Genomic DNA, 23,459 nt, shown 5'->3' on the forward strand with positions numbered 1-23,459 from the left:
TATCACCTTTCCTTTTCTTCCCGAAAAAAATGTGAGCAGTTACGCTCACATTTGTTGTTCTTCTTCATAATCGCACGAAATACATTGTACTTGCACGCCTTTTTTTAACTTTTTCTCTACAAGCATGCCTTCACACTTCGGACATTTACGACCAATTGGCTTATCCCAAGATACAAAATCACACTCTGGATACGTACCGCATCCATAGAAAAGACGTTTCTTTTTGTTACTGCGACGCTCAATAATTTGTCCTTCTTCACATTTCGGACAAGTTACACCGATTTCTTTCACAATCGCTTTTGTATTACGACAATCAGGGAAATTCGAACAAGCCATAAACTTCCCGTATTTACCCATTTTAAAGACCATTGGATGTCCGCATAATTCACAGTCTTCCCCAGCTGGCTCATCTTTAATTTCCACTTCACGCATTTCTTTTTCCGCTTTTTCTAAGCGCGGTTCAAATCCTACGTAGAAATCATCAACAATTTTCACCCAATTGGCATTTCCTTCTTCTACTTCATCAAGGCTTTGCTCCATATTGGCAGTAAATTCAATGTTAATAATTTCTGGGAAAAACTCTAAAATAAGTTCAATTACTATTTCACCAAGTTCAGTCGGAACGAAGCGTTTATTATCCAAACCTACATATCCACGTTTTTGAATCGTTTCAAGTGTAGGTACATAAGTCGACGGTCTTCCAATTCCAAGTTCTTCAAGTGTTCTTACTAGACGGGCCTCTGTATAGCGCGGAGGAGGTTGTGTAAAATGTTGCTTCGGTTCTAAATCCTTTGAAAATACAGTTTCCCCTACTTCTAAAGGCGGCAACATCTTATCCTTTTCTTCCGCACCATCATCTTTCGACTCTACATACACTTTCATAAATCCTGGGAACTTTACAACCGATCCACTTGCACGGAACTGAACATTGTTATTAATGAGTCTCGCTGTCACAGTATCCATTATAGCAGACGCCATTTGACTTGCAACAAATCGCTCCCAAATCAATTTATATAATCGAAGTTGATCACGACTTAAGAAACTTTTCAGTTCCTCTGGCTTTCTCATTACCGAAGTAGGACGAATTGCCTCATGTGCATCTTGTGCATTTGACTTTTTCGATTCTTTCTTCTTTTCTGTTCCTATGTATTCCGTACCATACGCTTCAGTGATGTAAGTACGTGCCTCTGTTTGAGCTGTTTCTGAGATACGTGTCGAATCAGTTCTCATATACGTAATAAGACCTACAGTTCCTTGTTTTCCAAGATCTATCCCTTCATACAATTGCTGTGCAAGCATCATCGTTTTCTTTGCTCGCATATTTAACTTACGTGCTGCTTCTTGTTGCAAGGAAGATGTTGTAAACGGTAATGCAGGATTACGTTTTCGCTCTTTGCGCGTTACATTTTCAACTGAAAACGCATTGTCTTTCATCTGTTCAATTATTTCATTCACTTGCGTTTCATTCGTTAATTGAACTTTTTCACCATCTACACCGTAAAAACTTGCTTCAAATGTGTCTTTTCCTTTTACAAATTCTGTTTTAATTGTCCAGAATTCTTCAGGTTCAAAGCTTTGAATTTCCTTTTCACGTTCGATGATTAAACGAACTGCTACAGATTGTACACGCCCTGCACTTAATCCTTTTTTTACTTTCTTCCATAATAAAGGACTAATATTGTAACCAACAAGACGATCAAGTATGCGTCTTGCTTGTTGTGCATCTACTAAATCCATATTAATTGCGCGAGGATGTTTAAATGATTCTTTGATTGCATCTTTCGTAATCTCATTAAACACAACCCGACAATCTGATTCAACGTCCACATTTAACGTATTCGCTAAATGCCAAGCAATCGCTTCCCCTTCGCGGTCTGGATCGGCCGCGAGATAAACTTTCTTTGCTTTTTTCGCCGCTGATTTTAAATCCTTTAAGACGGGACCTTTACCACGAATGGTAATATACTTCGGGGTGAAGTTGTTCTTTACTTCTATCCCCATTTGACTTTTTGGCAAATCGCGAACATGTCCCATAGACGCGACAACTTTGTATTTTTTCCCTAAATATTTCTCAATGGTCTTCGCCTTAGAAGGCGACTCCACGATTACGAGGTAATCTGACATGCTAGTGCCTCCTTAAGAGGTGGATTCAAGTCTTCATTAATCTTATTGATTTCTCTTGTTTTTGTCAATCAAGAATGAATATACCATACAGTGCCAATCTACCATTTGTCAATAATTGTTTAATAAAAATTTAAAAATATAAGGTTAATTTAAAATCTCCTCCAAGATATCTTCTGCATTTCTTACTAATTTTGCTCCTTGTTGAATAAGATGATTCGTTCCCGATGCCCCCTCTATAAATATAGGTCCAGGAAGCGCAAACACCTCTCTATTTTGCTCTAACGCAAGGTCTGCAGTAATAAGTGTTCCACTTCTCGATTTGGCTTCTACAACTAAAACACCTTTACTTATACCACTAACAATCCGGTTCCTTTTTGGAAAATACCATTTTTTCGGTGCATAGTGCGGAGGATACTCTGTCAATAACAATATATATTCCTTCCACATTTCATATAAATGTCTATTTTCTTTCGGATACATAAACGACAATCCGTGCCCTAATATCGCAATAGTCGGGCAATGATGCCTTACTGTAATCTCATGAGACATTGTATCTATCCCTTTTGCAAACCCACTGACAATAAGCCACTCTCTTTCTAATAAAGGGTGTAAAATAAACTTCAAACTCTCATGACCATATAATGATGGTTCTCTCGTTCCAACAACTGCTAATTTATTTACTTTATTGAGAAAATCTTTCTCTCCTTTTCCATATAAAACGAAGGGAGGGTCTTGTATTTCACGTAATAATTGCGGATAATTTTCATCCCATATCGTTATATAAAAAATACGATTTTTCTCTAAATAAGATATATATTGCGGAAGATTTGAACTTTGAAGAAATTTCACTAGTTCTGAAGATTTTTTCGAGGATATTCCAGTGTAGTATTCCATTTGTTTTTCGTTAAAAGTATATATGTTCTTTAATTCTGGATCGACATATAGTAGCCTCTCCACCGCTTTCCAATAATCTGCTAGCAAGTAATGAAGATGTAATAATCGCTCTCTTTTCATCTCAATTCTCCTTACCCATAATTTTTATTATGTAAACAGAAAAAGTGTAAAAAGACACCCTCAAGTAAGAAGGTGTCTTTCAACAGATTAATAGTTTTTGCAAGTCTCAAATAAACCTTTTTCTTTTAAAACAGAGATTAGCGTTTCTCCCATAACTGCTGGAGTTTCAGCTACTTTAATGCCACAAGCTTCCATTGTTTTAATCTTTTCAGCAGCAGTTCCTTTACCGCCAGAAATGATTGCACCAGCATGGCCCATACGTTTGCCAGCAGGCGCTGTTTGACCACCAATGAAGCCTACAACAGGTTTTGTCATATTAGCTTTTACCCATTCAGCTGCCTCTTCTTCTGCTGTACCGCCGATTTCACCAATCATAATTACAGCATGTGTTTCTTCATCTTCATTAAATGCTTTTAACGCATCAATAAAGTCTGTACCGTTAACAGGGTCCCCGCCGATACCTACAGCAGTAGATTGTCCAATACCTTCTTGTGTTAACTGATGTACAGCTTCATACGTTAAAGTACCAGAGCGCGATACGATACCTACATGACCTTTTTTATGAATGTATCCTGGCATAATACCGATTTTACATTCATCAGGCGTGATAACACCTGGGCAGTTTGGTCCAAGTAAACGTGTATGTTTACCAGCCATATATCTCTTTACGTTTACCATATCTAATACAGGAATTCCTTCAGTAATACATACTACTAAATCAATTTCTGCATCAACTGCTTCCATAATTGCATCAGCCGCAAAAGCGGGTGGAACGTATACAACTGAAGCGTTTGCGCCTGTTGCTTTCACTGCATCTTCTACAGTATCAAATACTGGTACACCTTCAATATCAGTGCCACCTTTACCTGGCGTTACACCACCGACAATTTTCGTACCGTATTCAATCATTTGTTTTGTATGGAATAAACCTTGAGAACCTGTAATACCTTGAACAATAACTTTTGTATCTTTATTAACTAATACGCTCATTTTTCTCCCCCGCTTTCTATTAGCCCACTAGTGAAACAATTTTTTGTGCACCGTCTGCCATAGATTCTGCTGCAACAATATTTAAGCCAGACTCATTTAAAATTTTCTTACCTAGTTCTACGTTTGTACCTTCAAGACGTACAACTAAAGGTAACTCAAGACCTACCTGTTTCGTTGCTTCAATAACACCTTCTGCAATAACATCACACTTCATAATGCCACCAAAAATGTTAACGAAGATACCTTTTACATTTTTGTCAGAAAGGATAATTTTGAATGCTTCTGTAACTTTTTCAGCAGTTGCACCGCCACCAACATCTAAGAAGTTAGCTGGGTCACCGTGGTAATGTTTAATGATATCCATTGTAGCCATCGCTAAACCTGCACCATTAACCATACAACCGATATTTCCATCTAAAGGAATGTAGTTTAAGTCGTATTTTGAAGCTTCAATTTCTTTTGCATCTTCTTCATCAAGATCACGAAGCTCTAAAATGTCTTTATGGCGATATAACGCATTAGAATCAAAGTTTAATTTTGCATCTAGTGCCATAACTTTACCTTCACCTGTTGTAACAAGTGGGTTAATCTCAGCGATAGAGCAATCTTTTTCGATAAACGCACGGTATAAGCCCATCATAAACTTCACAGCTTGTCCTACAAGCTCTTTTGGAATATTGATGTTAAATGCAATTCGGCGCGCTTGGAAACCTTGTAAGCCTACTGCCGGATCAATATATTCTTTAAAGATTTTTTCAGGTGTTTTTTCTGCTACTTCTTCAATTTCTGTTCCGCCTTCTTCAGAAGCCATTAAAACAACTTGAGAAGTTGCACGATCTAAAACTAGACCTACATAATATTCTTTTTTAATATCGCAACCTTCTTCGATAAGTAAGCGTTTTACTTCCTTACCTTCAGGACCTGTTTGATGTGTCACAAGTGTAGTTCCTAAAATGCTTTCTGCATATGTACGAACTTCATCTAAATTTTTTGCAACTTTTACTCCGCCAGCTTTGCCGCGTCCACCAGCGTGAATTTGTGCTTTCACTACACATACATCTGTTCCTAATTCTTTCGCTGCTTCTACAGCTTCTTCTACTGTAAATGCAACCTTCCCGTTCGGAACGCTAACCCCATAGCTTCTAAGGACTGCCTTACCTTGGTACTCATGGATATTCATGGTCCCATCCTCCCCTGTTTTCCTGTTTTACTCGAAAATTTTTTTAATGTTTAAAAAACATTACATTGCCATTGTATAAGATGATTGGCACGCTGTCTACAATAAAGTGTCAGAAAACTGAAATCGCTTTATTCTTTTTCGGAAATAGTAATGTTTATATGCCAAAATAAAAAATAAGCTGTATATTTACAGCTTATTTTTGAATCATATCTTTAATTGGCGCGAATGACTTTCGGTGTTCCTCTAATACTCCATGCACTTCAATTGCCTCTAAATGTTGCTTTGTGCCATATCCCATATGTTGCTCAAATCCGTATTCAGGATACTTCTCTCCCAGTTCTTTCATCATACGATCTCTCGTTACTTTTGCGATAATGGATGCAGCTGAAATCGAAACACTTTTCGCATCACCTTTAATAATTGAAGTTTGCGGAATTGGTGTGGGAAGCTTCATCGCATCAATTAATAAATGTTGGGGTGTATAAGATAAATTTGCAACAGCATCTAACATCGCTTGTTTCGTTGCTTGGTAAATATTAATTTCATCAATAACTTGCGGTGATACAATTCCAACTCCAATTGCAATCGCTTGTACTTTTATTTCATCATAAAAACGCTCACGTTTCGCTTCACTCAGCTTTTTTGAGTCATTTAACCCTGGAATATAAAAATCCTCAGGAAGAACGACAGCTGCCGTCACAACAGGCCCAGCCAATGGCCCGCGCCCTACTTCATCAATACCTGCGATATATGTGACCCCTTTTTCACGCAAAGTATTTTCATACTTGGACATTTCAAAAAACTTCTCTTTTTCTTTCTGTTCTAACTCTTTTTGTTTATACCACTTCAAAACGAGCTTTTGAACGCCTTTTCGCTCATCTTTCATTAACAGTTGAAAGCGATCATCTTCTTCATTCATAATTTCTTTCAATACATTTTCCGCTTCTTTTATCGTCATTGTTTGCATTTATACAAGCTCCTTTTTAAACGTATCCAAAAAGAAAAGACGCACAAACGCACGTCTTATACTTCTTCTATTTTTTCCACATCTTCTACTTGCTCTGCAAACTCTTCGGGTGTCTCAAACGTCATTTTTCCAAGTTTGCCACCACGAAGCTCACGAAGTACAAGCTCAGATGTCTTATCATAATCAATCATTCCGCCGCCCATTAAGCAGCCTCTATTTTTTCCAATTGCATCGAATAATTCCACAATATCTTCTGGAATCTCATTTAAATTGTAGCGTTCTTTCAAGCGTTCTGGATAATGTTTCTCCATAAAACGTAATGCGTAAACAGCTACATCTTGTAAATTTAAAATTGAATCTTTAATTGCACCCGTCGTCGCTAAGCGAAGACCCACTAATTGATCTTCAAATTTAGGCCACAGAATACCTGGCGTATCTAACAATTCCATTTCCTTCCCAACTTTAATCCATTGTTGAGCTGTTGTCACACCTGGACGATCTCCTGTTTTAGCAATATTTTTCTTTGCCAATTTATTAATTAATGTAGATTTACCAACATTTGGTATACCTACAATTAATGCGCGAATCGCTCTCGGTCTAATACCTTTTGCAACCATTTTATCAAATTTTTCTTTAACAAGCACTTTACAAGCTGCTGCAATTTCTTTCATACCTTGTCCAGCTTGCGCATTAATCGAAATTGCCATATGGCCTTTTTCTTTAAAATATGCGATCCATTGTTTTGTTAAACGATCATCTGCCATATCCGCTTTATTTAAAACAACAAGCCTCGGCTTATGTGTAATGATTTCATCAATCATTGGGTTTCGAGATGATAACGGTAATCGAGCATCTACAAGCTCAATTACAACATCAATTAATTTTAATTTCTCCGTTACTTGGCGTCTAGCCTTCGCCATATGCCCTGGAAACCATTGAATTACCATGTTGCCACCTTCTTTTTCATTTATTTCACAATACGTGCGTCTTCTAACGGCCAATATAACATATTGGCTTTACCAATTACTTGATCCTTTGAAATCGTACCGATTGAACGGCTATCTTTACTAAAACGACGATTATCACCTAAAACAAATAATTGATCTTTTGGAACAGTTTTCTTGCCTGTCATTTCTTCAAGATTAAAATCATATGTAAGCGGTCCGTCAGCAATTTGCTTTTTCTGCTTGTCTAAATACGGCTCCTCATAAGCCTTTCCGTTAACATACAGTTTATCATTACGATACTCTATTTCATCGCCTGGCAGGCCTATAATGCGCTTAATGTAATCTTTATCTTCTGTTGCTCGAAATACGATAATATCAAAGCGTTTTGGATCTCCAATGTGATAACCAATTTTATTCACAATCATTCGATCACGATCATGTAAAGTAGGTGCCATCGATACCCCGTCTACGAGAATTGGAGCAAAGAAAAACTGTCTAATAACACCAGCTAATACAACAGCAATCAAAATTGCTTTAATCCATTCCCAAAGTGAACTCTTCTCTTTTTTCATGCATTTCCCCTCCACGGTTATGTAAGCTGTTCGTATTATACCAAAATTTCATATAGATTGGAAAAAGGGAGCTTGTGCATTTACAAGCTCCCATACATGTCTTATCGAATTTCTTTAATACGTGCTTTTTTACCGCGAAGGTTACGTAAGTAGTATAACTTAGCACGACGTACTTTACCACGGCGAAGTACTTCGATTTTCGCGATTCTTGGCGTGTGAACTGGGAATGTACGCTCAACACCTACACCGTAAGAAATCTTACGAACTGTGAATGTTTCACTAATTCCGCCACCACGACGTTTAATTACAACACCTTCGAAAAGCTGAATTCTTTCACGAGTTCCCTCAACAACTTTTACGTGTACACGTAAAGTGTCACCAGGACGGAATGAAGGAAGGTCAGTTTTTAATTGGCCTTTTGTAATTTCTGCGATTAATTGTTGCATATTAAATTCTCTCCTTTAAACAGATGCTCTTATAAAGTCTTAATAAATTACAGCGGAACATCGTTAATACGGCTACTGATTTCAGTAGCACAAATGTTATAATAGCATATTACTAGGCCTGTTGCAATAGCAAATATATGAAGTTATTACTGCTCTCGCTTTATTTCCTCAAGCCATTTTTTCTCTTGTTTAGATAGATCTCTATCATCTAACAAATCAGGTCTACGCGTATACGTACGGCGCAAAGATTCCTTATGTCGCCATTCGTCAATATTTTTATGATTCCCTGACATTAATACATCCGGTACCTTCATACCACGAAAATCAGCCGGACGTGTATAATGAGGATGCTCTAATAAACCTGTACTAAACGAATCCTCCACTTGTGAAGCATGATTTCCTAGCACGCCTGGCAAGAGACGTACAACACTATCAGTAATAACCATAGAAGCTAATTCTCCGCCCGTTAATACATAGTCACCAATAGAAATCTCATCCGTTACGAGATGCTCACGAATTCGTTCGTCATACCCTTCATAATGCCCACATACAAAGATCAAATGTTCTTCCTCTGCAAGCTCTTCCGCTTTCTTCTGCGTAAATCTTTCGCCCTGCGGACACATTAAGACAACTCTCGGCTTACGCTCTGTCTCTTTCGTCAAATCTTCTACAGCATCAAAAATAGGCTGAGGAGTAAGCACCATACCAGCTCCTCCGCCGTAAGGATAATCGTCTACGCTATTATGCTTACTTGTTGTATAATCACGAAAGTTAACAACACGAAGGTTTACCGCTTCTTTTTCTTGCGCCTTCTTTAATATAGAAGATCCAAATACACCGGTAAACATGTCTGGGAACAACGTTAAAATATCAATTTTCATTATAGCAACCCTTCCATTACATGAATGGTTACTAATTTATTTTCAATATTAACTTGAAGTACAACGTCATCAATATAAGGAATTAAAAGATCTTGACCCTTCGGACGTTTAATCACCCAAACATCATTCGCACCAGGAGAGAGAATTTCTTTGATTGTCCCTAGCGCTTCTCCTTCTTCCGTTACAACGCTGCAACCAATAATTTCGTGATAGTAGTATTCACCTTCAGCAAGTTCGCCTAACTGCTCTTCTGGTACTTTTATTAAAGAACCTTTAAACTTCTCTACTTCATCTACATTGTTATATCCTTCAAATGTTAATAAATCGAATGTCTTATGTTGGCGATGAGAAGTTACCTTCACCGGAAGGTAGTCTGTGTCTTTCTCATTCGATATGTATAGTGTGTTTCCTACTTTATATCGCTCTTCTGGAAAATCAGTACGAGAAATAACACGGATTTCTCCTCTTACGCCATGAGTATTTACAATTTTCCCTACGTTAAACCACTTTGTCATAAATAGTATGTCACCCCTGGTTTCTATATAAATTAAGCATCTCCATTTCATAGATGGAACATGCAATCTCTATTTAAATGTTAAAAAAGGGAGAGGAATAACTCCTCGCCCTTTTTACGTTTATTGAATTTCCAGTGTTACTTTTTCATCATTATGATGTCCCACTGAATACAAGAGCATCCGAATCGCTTTCGCAACTCTCCCTTGCTTTCCAATGACTTTTCCAACATCCTCAGGATGTACAGTTAATCGATACTTTATCTCTCCGTTGTAAAGTTCCTGTGTAACTTTTACATCTTCAGGATGATCGACAAGAGGCTTGACAATCGTCTCGACTAACTTCTTCATAGTCATTGCCTCAATTACTTACCTTGTTTAGATAAGTGGAATTTCTCCATGATACCTTGGTTAGAGAATAAGTTACGAACTGTATCAGATGGTTTAGCACCATTTCCTAACCATTTTAATGCTGCTTCTTCGTTGATCTTAACTTCAGCTGGTTGAGCAACTGGATTGTAAGTTCCGATTTCCTCAATGAAACGTCCGTCACGAGGAGAACGAGAATCTGCAACAACTACACGATAGAAAGGAGTTTTTTTAGCTCCCATACGTTTTAAACGAATTTTAACTGCCATTTATAAAGCACCTCCGAATTTATTTCACACAGATAATTATATTAGCAAAAAGACTATTGCTTTGTAAAGTATTTTTTCTTAACAGAGCCATCTTTTTTTCCTTACATGAATGGAAACTTCAATCCACCTAGTCCTTTTTTCTTGCCTTTTTGCATTCCAGTCATCGTCTTCATCATTTTTTTCATGTCATCGAATTGTTTGATTAGACGATTGATTTCTTGTACAGTTGTACCGCTACCTTTGGCAATGCGCTTTTTGCGACTAGCATTGATTATTTCCGGTTGTTCTCGTTCTAATTTAGTCATAGAACGAATAATTGCCTCAATATGCCCAATTTGTTTTTCATCAACTTGCGCATTTTTCAGCCCTTTAATTTTATTTGCACCAGGAAGCATTCCTAACAATTCATCAAGCGGCCCAAGTTGACGCACTTGTCCAAGTTGTTCTAGGAAATCGTCAAGCGTAAACGAAAGCGTACGCATTTTTTGCTCAAGTTCTTTTGCTTTCTCTTCATCAACTGTAGCTTGCGCTTTTTCAATCAATGTTAAGACGTCGCCCATCCCTAAAATACGGGATGCCATACGCTCTGGATGGAACGCTTCAATTGCATCTAGTTTTTCACCCATACCTGCAAATTTAATTGGTGTGTTTGTTACAGCCTTAATAGATAATGCAGCACCACCGCGCGTATCACCATCTAATTTCGTTAATACAACACCTGTTAAACCTAACTGTTCATGGAAACTTTGTGCAACATTTACCGCGTCTTGTCCCGTCATCGCATCGACAACAAGGAAAATTTCATCCGGTTTCGCAACTTCTTTAACTTTCGCTAATTCATCCATTAGTTCTTCATCAATATGCAGGCGACCCGCTGTATCGATTAAAACATAATCATGATGATCTTCTTTTGCTTTTGCAATCGCTTGTTTCGCAATTTCAACAGGACTTACTTGATCTCCTAAAGAAAATACAGGCATGTCCAATTGCTTCCCTAATGTTTCAAGCTGTTTAATTGCTGCTGGACGGTAAATATCAGCTGCAACAAGCATCGGTTTACGATTATGCTTTTTACGAAGCAAATTCGCAAGCTTACCTGTCGTCGTTGTTTTACCCGCACCTTGCAGACCAACCATCATAATAACAGTCGGTGGCTTATTAGCAACAGCAATTTTGCTTTGCTCTCCGCCCATAAGTTCTGTAAGTTCTTCCTGTACAACTTTAATTACTTGTTGTCCAGGTGTCAAACTTTTCATTACATCTTGTCCGACAGCACGTTCAGACACACGCTTCACAAAATCTTTTACTACTTTAAAGTTAACATCTGCTTCTAAAAGAGCTAGACGAACTTCTCTCATCATTTCTTTCACATCGGCTTCAGAAACTTTTCCTTTGCCGCGGATTTTTTGCATTGTCTGTTGAAGTCGGTCGGCTAATCCTTCAAATGCCATATTGCCGCCCTCCTAATCTAATTTTTCGATAGCTTCAACAACTTGTTTCATTTCTTCATTCACATGCTCTTCTTCGCTGATTAGCTGTTTTAGCTTTGCAACAAGTCGCTGTCGCTCTTGAAACTTTTGAAGTAATACTAATTTTTCTTCATATTCTTCAAGCATCGCTTCAGTCCGTTTAATGTTATCATACACGGCTTGGCGACTTACATCAAATTCTTCCGCAATTTCACCAAGAGATAAATCATCTAGATAATAAAGCGACATATAACTTCTTTGTTTTTGCGTTAACAACGATTGATAAAAATCAAATAAATAGTTCATTCTCGTTGTTTTTTCGAGCATGTTGGATCATCCTTTGTTAAGTGATTTCCCTTTACATGAATTAGTTTACATGGAGTCCAAAAGAGTGTCAAGTTTTTTTCTTAACATCATATATTTTTATAGAAAAAGAAGCGGAAATACCGCTTCTTTCGCTTATACTTCTTCTGTTTCTACTAAGTTCGCAAATAAACCATACACATATTGTTCTGGATCAAACTGCTGCAAGTCATCCATTTGCTCTCCTAATCCAACAAACTTCACCGGTACATCCATTTCGTTACGAATCGCTAATACAATACCACCTTTAGCAGTTCCATCTAACTTCGTTAAAACAATACCAGTTACATTCGTTGCCTCCCGGAATGTTTTCGCTTGGCTTAAACCGTTTTGTCCTGTTGTTGCATCAATAACAAGCAATACTTCATGAGGAGCACCTGGTACTTCACGCTCAATTACACGCTTCACCTTCTCTAACTCTTTCATTAAGTTTACTTTATTTTGCAAGCGCCCTGCTGTGTCACATAGTAATACATCTACCTTACGTGCTTTCGCAGCTTGTACAGCGTCATACATAACCGCCGCTGGATCAGATCCAGATCCTTGTTTAATCACTTCTACACCAACACGATCGCCCCATACTTCTAATTGTTCAATCGCCCCAGCACGGAATGTGTCTCCTGCTGCCAATAGGACTGACTTACCTTCTGATTTAAACTTATGCGCCAGTTTACCAATTGTTGTCGTTTTTCCTACACCGTTAACACCAACAAATAAAACAACCGTTAATTGGTCCTCTTGCATATTAATTTCGTTACTAAAATCGCTGTCACCTTTGTAAATTCCCACTAGTTTTTCTGAAATAACAGCTTGTACTTCTTTTGGATCTTGAATGTTACGACGTTGTACTTCTTCTTTCAATTGATCAATTAATTCCATTACCGTCGCAACGCCAACGTCTGCACCAATTAAGATTTCTTCTAACTCTTCGAAGAAATCTTCGTCCACTTTACGGTAACGATACACTAAATCATTCACTTTATCCGCAAATGAATTTCTAGTTTTTTCTAATCCGTGTTTAAATTTCTCTGTAACTGTATCCGTTTGTTTTGAAATTTTTTCTTTTAGTTTTTTAAAAAAACTCATACTTTCCCATCCTTCCTATTCACTTGCAATAAGTTCTTCTCCGGCATCTAAACGAACCGAAACAAGTTTAGATACCCCTGATTCTTGCATTGTTACACCGTACAACACATCAGACTCTTCCATTGTACCTTTTCTATGTGTAATTACAATAAACTGCGTCTCATCACTAAATTTCTTTAAATACTGTGCAAAACGAGCTACATTCGCTTCATCAAGGGCGGCCTCTACCTCATCTAGTACACAGAACGGTACTGGGCGCACTTTTAAAATACCAAATAAAAGCGCAATTGCTGTTAAAGCACGCTCTCCACCTGAAAGTAAACCTAAGTTCTGCAATTTCTTCCCTGGCGGTTGTGCTACAATATCAATACCCGTATTTAGTAAATCCTCTGGATTAGTCATTACTAAATCCGCTCTACCGCCTCCAAATAATTCAGAGAATACCGATTGAAATTCCATTCTAATGCCTTCAAACGTAGTAGAAAAGCGTTTTTTCATTTCTTCATCCATTTCGGTAATAAGCTGGTGCAATGTCGTTTTCGCTTCTTCTAGATCGTCTCTCTGCTCTAGTAAGAATGTATGACGCTCCGCTACACGTTCATATTCATCAATTGCCCCTAGGTTCACTGTACCTAACTCTTCTATGGATAATTTGATTAATTTTACTTTCTTACGCGCATCTTCTGCAGGCATTGTCATTGTATATTTTAGTTTCGCCGCTTCAAATGAAATCGTATATGTTTCACGTAAATGTTGTAATCTATTTTCCAACTCTACATCAAGTCGGTTTATTCTCACTTCTTGATCTTTCAACATTTCAAGAATATATTTATGTTTACCTGTCGTTTCTTTCAAATTGCGTTCTAAATGTTCTACTCTCTCTTGCAACGATACACGTTGTTCACGACGAGAGCGAATTAATTCTGAAGTTTGATTACGATCATACGCTTTCTTCTCAATCATATTCGTAATTTGCTCTTCACCACTTGAATTAGATGTCATTTCTTGTTTTAAGAATGCTAAATCCTCTTTCGTTTTTACAAGTGTCGCATCCGTTTCTTCTTTTTCCTTCGTCAATCGTTCAACTTTTTCTTTTTGATTAGATAAGCGTTGTTGCTTTTCAGCTGCCAGCACTTTTAATTCAGTCATTTCTTTTTGAACTTTTTCTTTCGAAGAATGTTGCTCACTTTTTTGTTTTGTTAAAGCTACAATTTTACTATCTAACTCAGTGATATCAGCTTGAAGATTCGCTAAAATCCCTTCTAACTCCTCTTTACGCCCTTGCATTTTTACTCGATCTTGTAAAAACCCTTCAATCTCTAAATCATAAATAGACAAGCGGTCATTAATACGATGTTCTTCTAATTCTAAACGATTAATCTCTTCTCTTAATTTCTGCTCTTCTACACGATCCACTTCTACAGTTTGCCTTAGTTCGCGTATTTTCACTTCTTTTTCTTGAATCTCTTGTTTTACTGCTTTAACAAAGTTTTCTAACTTTGTTGTTTTTTCTTCCATATCAGTTAACTTGCGAGTCCACTCTTCCAGTTCACGTTGGCGTCCTAATAAAGAAGATTTCGCTTGTTTTACCGCCCCACCAGTCATAGAACCGCCAGGATTCACTACGTCACCTTCAATTGTTACAATGCGATAACGGTATTGCAGTTGTTTCGCCAACTCATTTGCTCCGCGTAAATCTTTCGCAACAATAACAGTACCTAATAAATTTGAAACTACACTTTCATATTTATTGTTGTACTGCACAAGTTCTGCCGCCACACCTACAAACGATGGGTGTTGATTTGCAATGCGTAATTGCTCAAATGATAACGATCTGCTTTTAATAACAGCTTGCGGTAAAAACGTTGCACGTCCATGTTTATTTTGCTTTAAAAATGCAATCGCATTACGAGCATGCTCCTCTGTTTGTACAACAATATGCTGCATCGCTGCACCTAGAGCGATTTCCATTGCAACTTCGTATTCTTTCGGAACCGTTAACAGTTCCGCAACAGCACCCTCGATACCTTGCAACCTATTTTCTCTAGCTTTCAATACTTCACGTACACCTTGATAGAAGCCAGAATAATCTTCTTGCATCTCTTCAAGCATTTCTTTTCGAGAACGTGCCTGTTGCACAAATTGGTATGCTTGGTATAGTTTTGTTTCATTTTCACTATACTGCGTCTTACATTTCCCAAGTGCCGCCTCTGTCTTCTGTATGTTTGAGAGAATGCCCGCTACTTTTTCTTTCGCTTGTTCGTAACTTTCTACAAGTTTCGTCTTTTTCGCTGTAATTTCCATACGCATTTCTACATATTTCGCATTCTCTTCATCTAGACGCTCGTTTTTAGACGTTTGCTGTTTAGATTGTTCTTCAATCATAGATAATTCATTGCGATGACTAGCTTGTTGATTTAAAAGTTCAATATAGTCACCTTTTAAATTCTCAATCTGTTCCTCTAAATTGTCAGCAAAAGTAGCAAGCAATTGCTCATTATCATGCAATTTTTGCTCCAACTCTTTTACTTCATTCACAAATTGCATTAAAGCTTCTGTACTTGACTCAATCTCACCATCGTAAATTTTAGCTTTCTCTGTTAATTCAACAATTAACTGCTCAAGTTGCGCACAATGCGTCGTAGCATTTTGCTTTCTCTCTTTTAACAACTCGCGCTGCCCTTCTAGTTTTTCTAGCTCTTTACTAGAAAGAAGAAGTACCTCTTGCAACGAGTCTACAGACTCATCTACCGCTTGTAATTGTCCTCGTAATTCCTCAAGTTCTTCTTCACTTTTTTGTAAATTCGTTGACATTTTAGCTTCTTCGTTTTTATTATGCCCAAACTGATTTCGAAGTGCTTCCCATTTCTCATGCAATTCTTCAATTTCATGGACAATAAGCGCAGCTTCTACTTTCTCTAATTCTTCTTTATTCTCAAGATAATCTTTCGCAATAGAAGCTTGTCTTTCTAAAGGTTCTACTTGACTACTTAATTCATGAATTATATCTTGTACACGATTTAAGTTTTCTTGTGTTTCTTCTAATTTTCCTTCAGCTTTCTTTTTGCGAAGTTTGTATTTTAGTACGCCTGCCGCTTCTTCAAATACACCTCGACGCTCTTCTGACTTACTACTTAAAATCTCTTCCACTTTCCCCTGGCTAATAATTGAAAAAGCTTCTCTTCCCATACCAGAGTCCATAAATAAATCAATAATATCTTTCAATCTACATGATTGTTTATTAATATAAAAATCACTTTCACCTGAACGAGATACACGACGTGTTACACACACCTCATTGTATTCAATTGGTAAACGTTGATCTTCATTATTTAAAGTTATTGTTACTTCAGCAACATTAACCGCTCTCCTCGTATCACTGCCTGCAAAAATAATATCCTCCATCTTTGCACCACGTAATGATTTTGCAGATTGTTCACCAAGTACCCAGCGAATTGCATCAGTAATATTACTTTTCCCGCTTCCATTAGGTCCTACTACAGAAGTTACACCCGGGACAAAATCAACAGATACACGCTCAGCAAAAGACTTAAACCCTGCTATTTCTAATCTTTTTAAAAACACGAAAGGCCTTCCTCCTATTTTCCGTCGTTATAAATGTTCTCTATACAACAACAAGCTATTATACGGATTTACCTTCTTTTTATTTACAAACAAAAAGAAAGTTTCATTCTATGCACAAGGAATCCCCCTCATTCAAAGGGGGATTCCTTATAGTTGTTCTTTTAATTTTTTCAATGCTTCTGCAGCAGCTTGTTGCTCTGCTTCTTTTTTCGACTTACCACTACCAAGACCTAAAGCTACGTTATTTAACGTAACACGTGACACAAATTCTCGATTGTGAGCTGGTCCTTTTTCTTGCAAAATTTGATACTCAACATTGCCACTACCATCACGCTGAATCAATTCTTGTAACTGACTCTTATAATCCATCACATGAGAAAAAGCACCCTCATTAATTTTCGGATATACAATTTCTTTTAAGAATTCCCAAACTGTTTCTAACCCTTGATCAAGATAAAGGGCACCAATAAACGCTTCAAAGACATCCGCTAATAAAGCTGGTCGTTCACGTCCACCTGTCATTTCTTCACCTTTTCCTAATAAAACAAGGCTACCAAATGACAATTCGTTCGCAAAACGAACAAGAGATGGCTCACATACAATAGCTGCACGTAGTTTTGTTAACTCTCCTTCGCTCATTGTCGGATATTTTTGAAACAGATACTGCGATACAGTAAGTTCCAATACTGCATCTCCAAGAAATTCAAGACGCTCATTATCTTCATGCGGTTTTTTTCGATGCTCATTCACATACGATGAATGCGTAAATGCTTGAATCAATAATTTTTCATCTGTAAACGTAATACCTATCTTTTCTTGAAACACTTTAAATGCTTCACGATATTTTGTTTCGTATTTTTTTTCTCTATATTTTCGGTACGGCATAGGTCCCTCCAGATATAAGCCAGAAAGCCCCGCTAAAAAACGGGACTTCACTTAAGCATTATAGATGACTCTCTATGTAAGTCACAGCATCGCCAACAGTAGCAATCTTTTCAGCATCTTCATCAGAAATTTCCATTTCGAATTCATCTTCTAATTGCATTACAAGTTCTACTACATCTAGGGAGTCTGCTCCTAAATCTTCCTTGAAGCTTGCAGCTGGTACTACCTCAGTCTCTTCTACTCCTAAACGATCAACGATGATTTTTGTTACGCGCTCTAAAACATCTGCCATTCCATTCACCTCCCCTCAAATATTATATTAAATATTGACCAAAAAAACTAGGTGAAATCGATTCTTTTATTACATTACCATACCGCCATCAACATTTAACGTTTGACCTGTAACATATTTGCTTTGATCAGAAGCAAAAAACGTTACAGCATTCGCGATATCTTGCGCTTCACCAAATTGAGCAGCTGGAATAACTTTTAACATTTCGGCTTTAATATTCTCATCTAGTACATCAGTCATATCAGTCGCAATAAAGCCTGGCGCAATTGCATTCACAGTAATATTTCGACTTGCTAACTCTTTTGCAGATGTTTTTGTTAATCCAATAACACCCGCTTTAGCAGCAACATAATTAGCTTGCCCTGGGTTTCCTATAACACCCACAACAGAAGCGATATTTATAATTCTACCGTGACGTTGACGCATCATATAACGAGATACTGCTTTTGTACATAAGAATACACCTTTTAAGTTTGTATTAATAACTGTATCCCATTCTTCTTCTTTCATACGCATTAATAAATTATCTTTTGTTACACCAGCATTATTTACAAGAATATCAACTTGTCCAAATGTATCTACTGTTTGTTTCACCATATTTGTAACATCATCAGCATTTGCAACATCTGCTTTTACCGCAATTGCATCAGAACCTAATTTCTTAATTTCATCTACTACTTCATTTGCTTTTTGTTCATTACCTGCATAATTTACTACTACATTTGCCCCTTGTTTCGCTAAATCAATCGCAATCGCGCGACCAATTCCACGTGAAGCGCCAGTTACTAATGCTACCTTCCCTTTTAACATCAGTTTTCTCCTCTCAAATTTGAAATGGTATCTTTTAATGTCTCTTCATCATATATCGCATATGCTTTCACTGATGAATCAATTGACTTCATAAGTCCAGCAAGTACTTTTCCAGGTCCAATTTCAATAAATGTATCTACTCCCTGCTTCACCATACATTCAATAGACGGGTACCATAATACAGGCGAATAAAGCTGTTCGATTAACTTTTCTTGAATGTCGGCACCACGTGTAATAACATCCGCCGTAACATTTGCAATAACAGGAATATTCGTATCATGAATTGTAATTTCATTCAAAACACTTTGGAACTTCTCAGCTGCCGGCTTCATAAGTGAAGAATGGAATGGCCCACTTACTTTTAGTGGAATTGCTCTCTTTGCACCATTTTCTTTCGCTCTTTGAGAAGCAAGCTCTACGCCTTGCTTCGTTCCAGAAATTACAATTTGCTTCGTACTATTCATATTAGCGATTTGCACTGCATACCCTTCACTTGTTACTTCTTCTGTAACTTGTTTCAGCATATGTGGGTCAGCACCTAATATAGCTGCCATTGCACCTTCCCCGCCCGGAACAGCTTCTTCCATATATTCCCCGCGTTTCCTTACAGCATATACCGCATCTTCAAAAGTTAATGCACCAGCTGCTACAAGAGCGCTATATTCACCTAAACTATGACCAGCGACAAAGTCAGGTGTAATGTCATACTCTTTCAAAGCTGTCAAAATAGCAAAGCTTGTTGTTAATAATGCAGGCTGAGCATTTGTTGTTAATGTAAGCTTTTCCTGCGGTCCTTCAAAAATCACTTCTGAAAGTGAATCTTGTAACACCTCATCTGCTTTTACAAACACTTTTGCAACCTCTTTATTATTCTCTGCTAATTGTTTACCCATTCCAACTGCCTGTGAACCTTGGCCCGGAAAAAGAAATGCTATTTTTCCCATTTCAAATCCTCCTCTTATTGGAGTGACTCTTTCTCCATTACGCTTGAAATTGTAGGAATTACTTCTTTCGCTACCATTTCTCTCGTTTGACGAATCGCACTAAATATCGACTGGTCATTAGAAGAACCGTGAGCCTTAATGACAGGTGCTTTCAATCCAAATAATGCAGCTCCCCCATACTCCGAATAATCCATTTTATCTTTTAATACCATAAGTTTTGGCTTTAATACCGCCGCTGCTAATTTGCTCGTAAACGAACTCATTAGTTGTTCTTTCAACATAGAGAATAGCGCAAGTGCTGTTCCTTCTAATGATTTCAACGCTACATTCCCTGTAAAACCATCACATACAACAACATCTGCTACACCTTGCAATAAATCTCTCGATTCAACGTTCCCAACGAAATTAATTGGCGCATCCTTAAGCATTGCAAATACTTGCTTTGAAAGCTCGTTTCCTTTTCCATCCTCTGTTCCAACGTTTAATAGTCCAACACGAGGATTTTCAATTCCTCTTACCTTCTCAGCATAAACAGATCCCATTACTGCATATTGATATAAATGAATTGGTTTTGCATCAACATTTGCTCCAACATCTAACATAACAAAACCTTTTCCATCTACAGTTGGCATTGTAGGCGATAAAGCTGGTCGCTCAATTCCTTCCATACGACCGACAACAAATAATCCAGCTGCCATTAAAGCTCCTGTACTACCTGCGGATATACAAGCGTCTGCTTCTCCATCCTTTACTTGCTGTGCCGCAAGTACCATTGAAGCTTGTTTTTTTCGACGAACCGCTCTTACTGGTTCCTCCGTCGATTCTATTTTTTCGTCTGTATGAAGAATAGTAATTCGTTCATCACTCGTTAAATATTGACGAATTTCCTCTTCTTTCCCTACTAACGTAATATGTAGATCAGAATATTCCTTAATAGCTTTCATTGCCCCTAATACTACAGCCTTTGGAGCGTGATCTCCGCCCATTGCATCTATTGCGATTTTCATAAGTTGTTACCTTCCTCACTATAATTACTAGATCGATACATTTCAAAAGTGCCTGTAAAAACAAGTTCTTCTCCAACGAAGCTACGCACTTTGACAACCGTCCGTCCCTTATCATTCTCTACGTCTTCAACACGCGCTTTTGCAACAACACGCTCTCCTAATTTTACAGGGCGAATGTATCGAATGGTAGACTTTGCAGTTAAAGCTAATTCTTCATCAATAACCGCAACAGCTAGTGAGTTTGCTTGCGCAAACAGATGATGCCCACGGGCAATTTGATTTCTTTTAAATACATGTTCTACCTTTACTTCAAAGATAGAGATTGCATGTCTATCTAATTCAATATCAATAATTTCTCCGACAACCTCTTCTAACGGTAAAGATTTCACATCTTCTTCATGTTGCTTTGTCGCTACATGTTTAATTCTCTCTCTTAATTCAGGAATAGACAATTCCATACGATCCAGTCGTACTGTTTGTATACTCACTTGAAATTTTTCCGCTAAATCTTCATCCGTAATAAAAGGATTTGATTCGATTGTTTGTTGTAATAATTCTTGTCTTTCTTTTTTACTTCTTCTTTTCTTCATACCGCACCATCCATTTTTATGACTAGGTACTAACAGTAGTATATAATCATTAAAAGTAGAATGCAACAAAAATTTTTGTTGACTCCCTTTAATCGAGCTTCTCTCCTTGGAACACACCTGTCCCATCAAGATACGTACGCAAGGCAGCGTACTGATCATTGTGCCAAAATGCTTCTGAATCTACTAGTATCGCCGCATCTTGCCTTGCTGTTTCTAACGCTCGATAATCGTGTACCATGTCAGCAACCTTAAATTCTGGTAAGCCACTTTGCTTACTCCCAAAGAAATCTCCAGGACCTCGTAATTCTAAATCTTTTTCTGACAATACAAATCCATCATTTGTTTCAGTCATTATGCGCATTCTTTCTTTTCCTGTTTCTGATTTAGGGTCTGCTATTAATAAACAATATGATTGTTCACTACCACGCCCGACACGCCCTCTAAGCTGATGAAGCTGCGATAAACCGAAACGTTCTGCATCATAAATAACCATCACAGTCGCATTCGGTACGTTCACACCCACCTCAACAACTGTTGTCGATACAAGAATTTGCACTTTATTTTCACTAAACTGGCCCATTATCTCTTCTTTTTCCTGAGACGATAATCTCCCATGCATCAATCCAACTTTGCATTTCCCTTGGTAATGATGCGTCAGCATACTATGTAAGTCGATAGCATTTTGCACATCAAGTTTCTCAGATTCTTCAATTAGAGGACAAATAACGTATGCCTGTCTTCCTTTTTTTATTTCCTTCTCAACAAAACCGAGGACGCGATCTAACATATCATGTTTTGCCCAGTATGTTTCAATCACCTTTCTACCTGCTGGCATCTCATCGATTATCGAAACATCCATCTCTCCAAATGCAGTAATTGCAAGCGTACGCGGAATTGGTGTCGCTGTCATAAATAATACATCTGGACTTTCACCTTTCTCCCGTAAAACTCGGCGCTGCGCTACACCAAATCGATGCTGTTCATCTGTAATAACGAGACCCAACCTATGAAATATAACTTCATCTTGAATTAAAGCGTGCGTTCCAACAAGAATATCTATTTCACCTTGTTCTAACTTCGCTAAAATTTCTCGGCGTCTTGCACCTTTAACAGAACTTGTTAGCAGTTCCACCTTCATACCAAAATGCGAAAACGTTTCAGCAAGCGACTGATAATGTTGCTCAGCTAAAATTTCTGTAGGAACCATTAAAGCACCTTGATAATGAGCTAATTTCGATGCATAAAGACCAATCGCAGCAACAACTGTTTTCCCAGAACCAACGTCACCTTGTAATAGTCGGTTCATCCGATAAGGAGATGTCATATCTTTTAAAATTTCATCTACAACTCGGCGCTGCGCACCAGTTAACGGGAACGGCAATGCATCGATAAATTCTTGTAATTCTACTGACGGAATCTCTTTCTTAGTCCCTTTTGAATTTTCCCTCTCCATTTTCCTCAGTGTTTGCATTTTCAGCTGAAATAAGAAAAATTCCTCATATACAAAACGGCGACGCGCTTGCTTTAAATCCTCCTGTCCTACCGGAAAATGCAAAGCCTTAAGTGCTTCATATCTTGGTAATAATTTATACCGGCCTAACAAACCATCCGGTAACACTTCGACTATAGAATCTCCATATTCCTTTAACGCTTGAGCAATAAAACGACGCATCTGTTTTACTGTAAGTTTCCCCTTTACTGAGTAAACAGGCTCCACTTCTTGTTGACGTACAACTGGCCCAAAATGAAGTTCTGATACAGCAATTGTTTGACGATGTTGATCCCATTTACCAGTAATCGTTACCGTTTCATCTAACGTTAATTTTTGCTTATAGTAAGGCCTATTAAAACATACCGCCGTAATTAAATAACGACCGACGAGAACACGAACTGTTAGACGCGATTTCTTCTTACCATAATATTGCAGCAAAGGAGCACTATGAACCTTCCCTTCAACCGTTACACGTTCATCATGCTTTACTTCAGCAAGATCTTTCATCGCATAATCTTCATAACGGTACGGAAAATGTTCTAATAGATGAGAAACTGTATAAATCCCCATCTCATGTAGTAACTCAGATGTTTCTCCTCCGATCCCCTTTACATCCGTAACAGGAACTTGTACAACATCATTCAAGATTCTCACACCCCGTCACA

Annotated in this window: 23 protein-coding genes; all 23 read right to left on the minus strand. The window is 37.8% G+C overall.

From position 1 onward, the window contains the following. Positions 1 to 45: 45 nt before the first annotated feature. The 23 genes from topA to recG all read right to left on the minus strand — a co-directional run bounded on the left by topA (position 46) and on the right by recG (position 23,439). Positions 46 to 2,124, minus strand: a complete 2,079-nt coding sequence (topA, locus tag ACW0JX_RS18570; protein WP_001286955.1) for a type I DNA topoisomerase — start codon at positions 2,122 to 2,124, stop codon at positions 46 to 48. A gap of 144 nt (positions 2,125 to 2,268) precedes the next feature. Further along, positions 2,269 to 3,138 carry a DNA-processing protein DprA gene (dprA, locus tag ACW0JX_RS18575; protein WP_098125830.1) on the minus strand — a complete coding sequence of 290 codons (870 nt, stop codon included), beginning with the start codon at positions 3,136 to 3,138 and terminating at the stop codon, positions 2,269 to 2,271. Positions 3,139 to 3,225: 87 nt separating this feature from the next. After that, a complete protein-coding gene (sucD, locus tag ACW0JX_RS18580; RefSeq protein WP_000115178.1) occupies positions 3,226 to 4,128 on the minus strand; it encodes a succinate--CoA ligase subunit alpha in 903 nt (300 codons plus the stop codon). A 19-nt stretch (positions 4,129 to 4,147) separates the two neighbouring features. After that, positions 4,148 to 5,308, minus strand: a complete 1,161-nt coding sequence (sucC, locus tag ACW0JX_RS18585; RefSeq protein WP_001020790.1) for an ADP-forming succinate--CoA ligase subunit beta — start codon at positions 5,306 to 5,308, stop codon at positions 4,148 to 4,150. A 193-nt stretch (positions 5,309 to 5,501) separates the two neighbouring features. Next, the gene (locus ACW0JX_RS18590) at positions 5,502 to 6,275 is read right to left on the minus strand and encodes a ribonuclease HII (protein WP_459244995.1); all 774 of its coding nucleotides are present in this window, start codon (positions 6,273 to 6,275) and stop codon (positions 5,502 to 5,504) included. Positions 6,276 to 6,331: 56 nt separating this feature from the next. Then, complete coding sequence (gene ylqF / locus ACW0JX_RS18595) at positions 6,332 to 7,222, minus strand: ribosome biogenesis GTPase YlqF (protein ID WP_000236702.1); 891 nt, start codon at positions 7,220 to 7,222, stop codon at positions 6,332 to 6,334. 20 nt (positions 7,223 to 7,242) lie between these two features. Beyond that, on the minus strand, positions 7,243 to 7,794 hold the full coding sequence (gene lepB / locus ACW0JX_RS18600; RefSeq protein WP_000711852.1) for a signal peptidase I: 552 nt from the start codon (positions 7,792 to 7,794) through the stop codon (positions 7,243 to 7,245). Positions 7,795 to 7,895: 101 nt separating this feature from the next. Next, positions 7,896 to 8,240, minus strand: a complete 345-nt coding sequence (rplS, locus tag ACW0JX_RS18605) for a 50S ribosomal protein L19 (RefSeq protein WP_001186516.1) — start codon at positions 8,238 to 8,240, stop codon at positions 7,896 to 7,898. A 146-nt stretch (positions 8,241 to 8,386) separates the two neighbouring features. Beyond that, entirely contained in the window at positions 8,387 to 9,121 is a 735-nt protein-coding gene (gene trmD / locus ACW0JX_RS18610; protein ID WP_000686899.1) for a tRNA (guanosine(37)-N1)-methyltransferase TrmD, read from the minus strand. Next, the gene (gene rimM / locus ACW0JX_RS18615; protein WP_000170272.1) at positions 9,121 to 9,636 is read right to left on the minus strand and encodes a ribosome maturation factor RimM; all 516 of its coding nucleotides are present in this window, start codon (positions 9,634 to 9,636) and stop codon (positions 9,121 to 9,123) included. The genes trmD and rimM overlap by 1 nt, the downstream gene beginning before the upstream one ends. 120 nt (positions 9,637 to 9,756) lie before the next feature. Further along, positions 9,757 to 9,984, minus strand: a complete 228-nt coding sequence (locus ACW0JX_RS18620; protein ID WP_000737399.1) for a KH domain-containing protein — start codon at positions 9,982 to 9,984, stop codon at positions 9,757 to 9,759. Positions 9,985 to 9,998: 14 nt separating this feature from the next. After that, positions 9,999 to 10,271, minus strand: a complete 273-nt coding sequence (gene rpsP / locus ACW0JX_RS18625) for a 30S ribosomal protein S16 (protein ID WP_000268750.1) — start codon at positions 10,269 to 10,271, stop codon at positions 9,999 to 10,001. A gap of 101 nt (positions 10,272 to 10,372) precedes the next feature. Beyond that, positions 10,373 to 11,722 (minus strand): signal recognition particle protein, encoded by a 1,350-nt coding sequence (gene ffh / locus ACW0JX_RS18630; RefSeq protein ID WP_000863460.1) that lies wholly within the window; start codon positions 11,720 to 11,722, stop codon positions 10,373 to 10,375. A gap of 12 nt (positions 11,723 to 11,734) precedes the next feature. Further along, positions 11,735 to 12,067, minus strand: coding sequence for a putative DNA-binding protein (locus ACW0JX_RS18635; RefSeq protein ID WP_000891062.1), 333 nt, complete (start codon positions 12,065 to 12,067; stop codon positions 11,735 to 11,737). A gap of 132 nt (positions 12,068 to 12,199) precedes the next feature. After that, positions 12,200 to 13,189: a signal recognition particle-docking protein FtsY gene (ftsY, locus tag ACW0JX_RS18640; RefSeq protein ID WP_000007642.1), complete on the minus strand. Its 990-nt coding sequence runs from the start codon at positions 13,187 to 13,189 to the stop codon at positions 12,200 to 12,202. Positions 13,190 to 13,204: 15 nt separating this feature from the next. Next, a complete protein-coding gene (gene smc, locus ACW0JX_RS18645) occupies positions 13,205 to 16,774 on the minus strand; it encodes a chromosome segregation protein SMC (RefSeq protein WP_095690284.1) in 3,570 nt (1,189 codons plus the stop codon). 147 nt (positions 16,775 to 16,921) lie between these two features. Further along, the gene (rncS, locus tag ACW0JX_RS18650; protein WP_001146875.1) at positions 16,922 to 17,659 is read right to left on the minus strand and encodes a ribonuclease III; all 738 of its coding nucleotides are present in this window, start codon (positions 17,657 to 17,659) and stop codon (positions 16,922 to 16,924) included. Positions 17,660 to 17,717: 58 nt separating this feature from the next. Further along, positions 17,718 to 17,951, minus strand: coding sequence for an acyl carrier protein (gene acpP / locus ACW0JX_RS18655; protein ID WP_000786062.1), 234 nt, complete (start codon positions 17,949 to 17,951; stop codon positions 17,718 to 17,720). Positions 17,952 to 18,020: 69 nt separating this feature from the next. Beyond that, complete coding sequence (gene fabG, locus ACW0JX_RS18660; protein WP_000911769.1) at positions 18,021 to 18,761, minus strand: 3-oxoacyl-[acyl-carrier-protein] reductase; 741 nt, start codon at positions 18,759 to 18,761, stop codon at positions 18,021 to 18,023. Next, the gene (gene fabD, locus ACW0JX_RS18665; protein WP_053563757.1) at positions 18,761 to 19,705 is read right to left on the minus strand and encodes an ACP S-malonyltransferase; all 945 of its coding nucleotides are present in this window, start codon (positions 19,703 to 19,705) and stop codon (positions 18,761 to 18,763) included. Before fabD ends, fabG begins: the two co-directional genes overlap by 1 nt. A gap of 14 nt (positions 19,706 to 19,719) precedes the next feature. Continuing rightward, the gene (gene plsX, locus ACW0JX_RS18670; RefSeq protein ID WP_000684100.1) at positions 19,720 to 20,712 is read right to left on the minus strand and encodes a phosphate acyltransferase PlsX; all 993 of its coding nucleotides are present in this window, start codon (positions 20,710 to 20,712) and stop codon (positions 19,720 to 19,722) included. Further along, positions 20,709 to 21,302, minus strand: a complete 594-nt coding sequence (gene fapR, locus ACW0JX_RS18675) for a transcription factor FapR (RefSeq protein ID WP_000747349.1) — start codon at positions 21,300 to 21,302, stop codon at positions 20,709 to 20,711. The genes plsX and fapR overlap by 4 nt, the downstream gene beginning before the upstream one ends. Before the next feature lie 88 nt (positions 21,303 to 21,390). Beyond that, positions 21,391 to 23,439 carry an ATP-dependent DNA helicase RecG gene (gene recG / locus ACW0JX_RS18680; protein ID WP_053563756.1) on the minus strand — a complete coding sequence of 683 codons (2,049 nt, stop codon included), beginning with the start codon at positions 23,437 to 23,439 and terminating at the stop codon, positions 21,391 to 21,393. Between the last annotated feature and the right edge of the window lie 20 nt (positions 23,440 to 23,459).

Source organism: Bacillus sp. C-3-6, assembly GCF_054509685.1.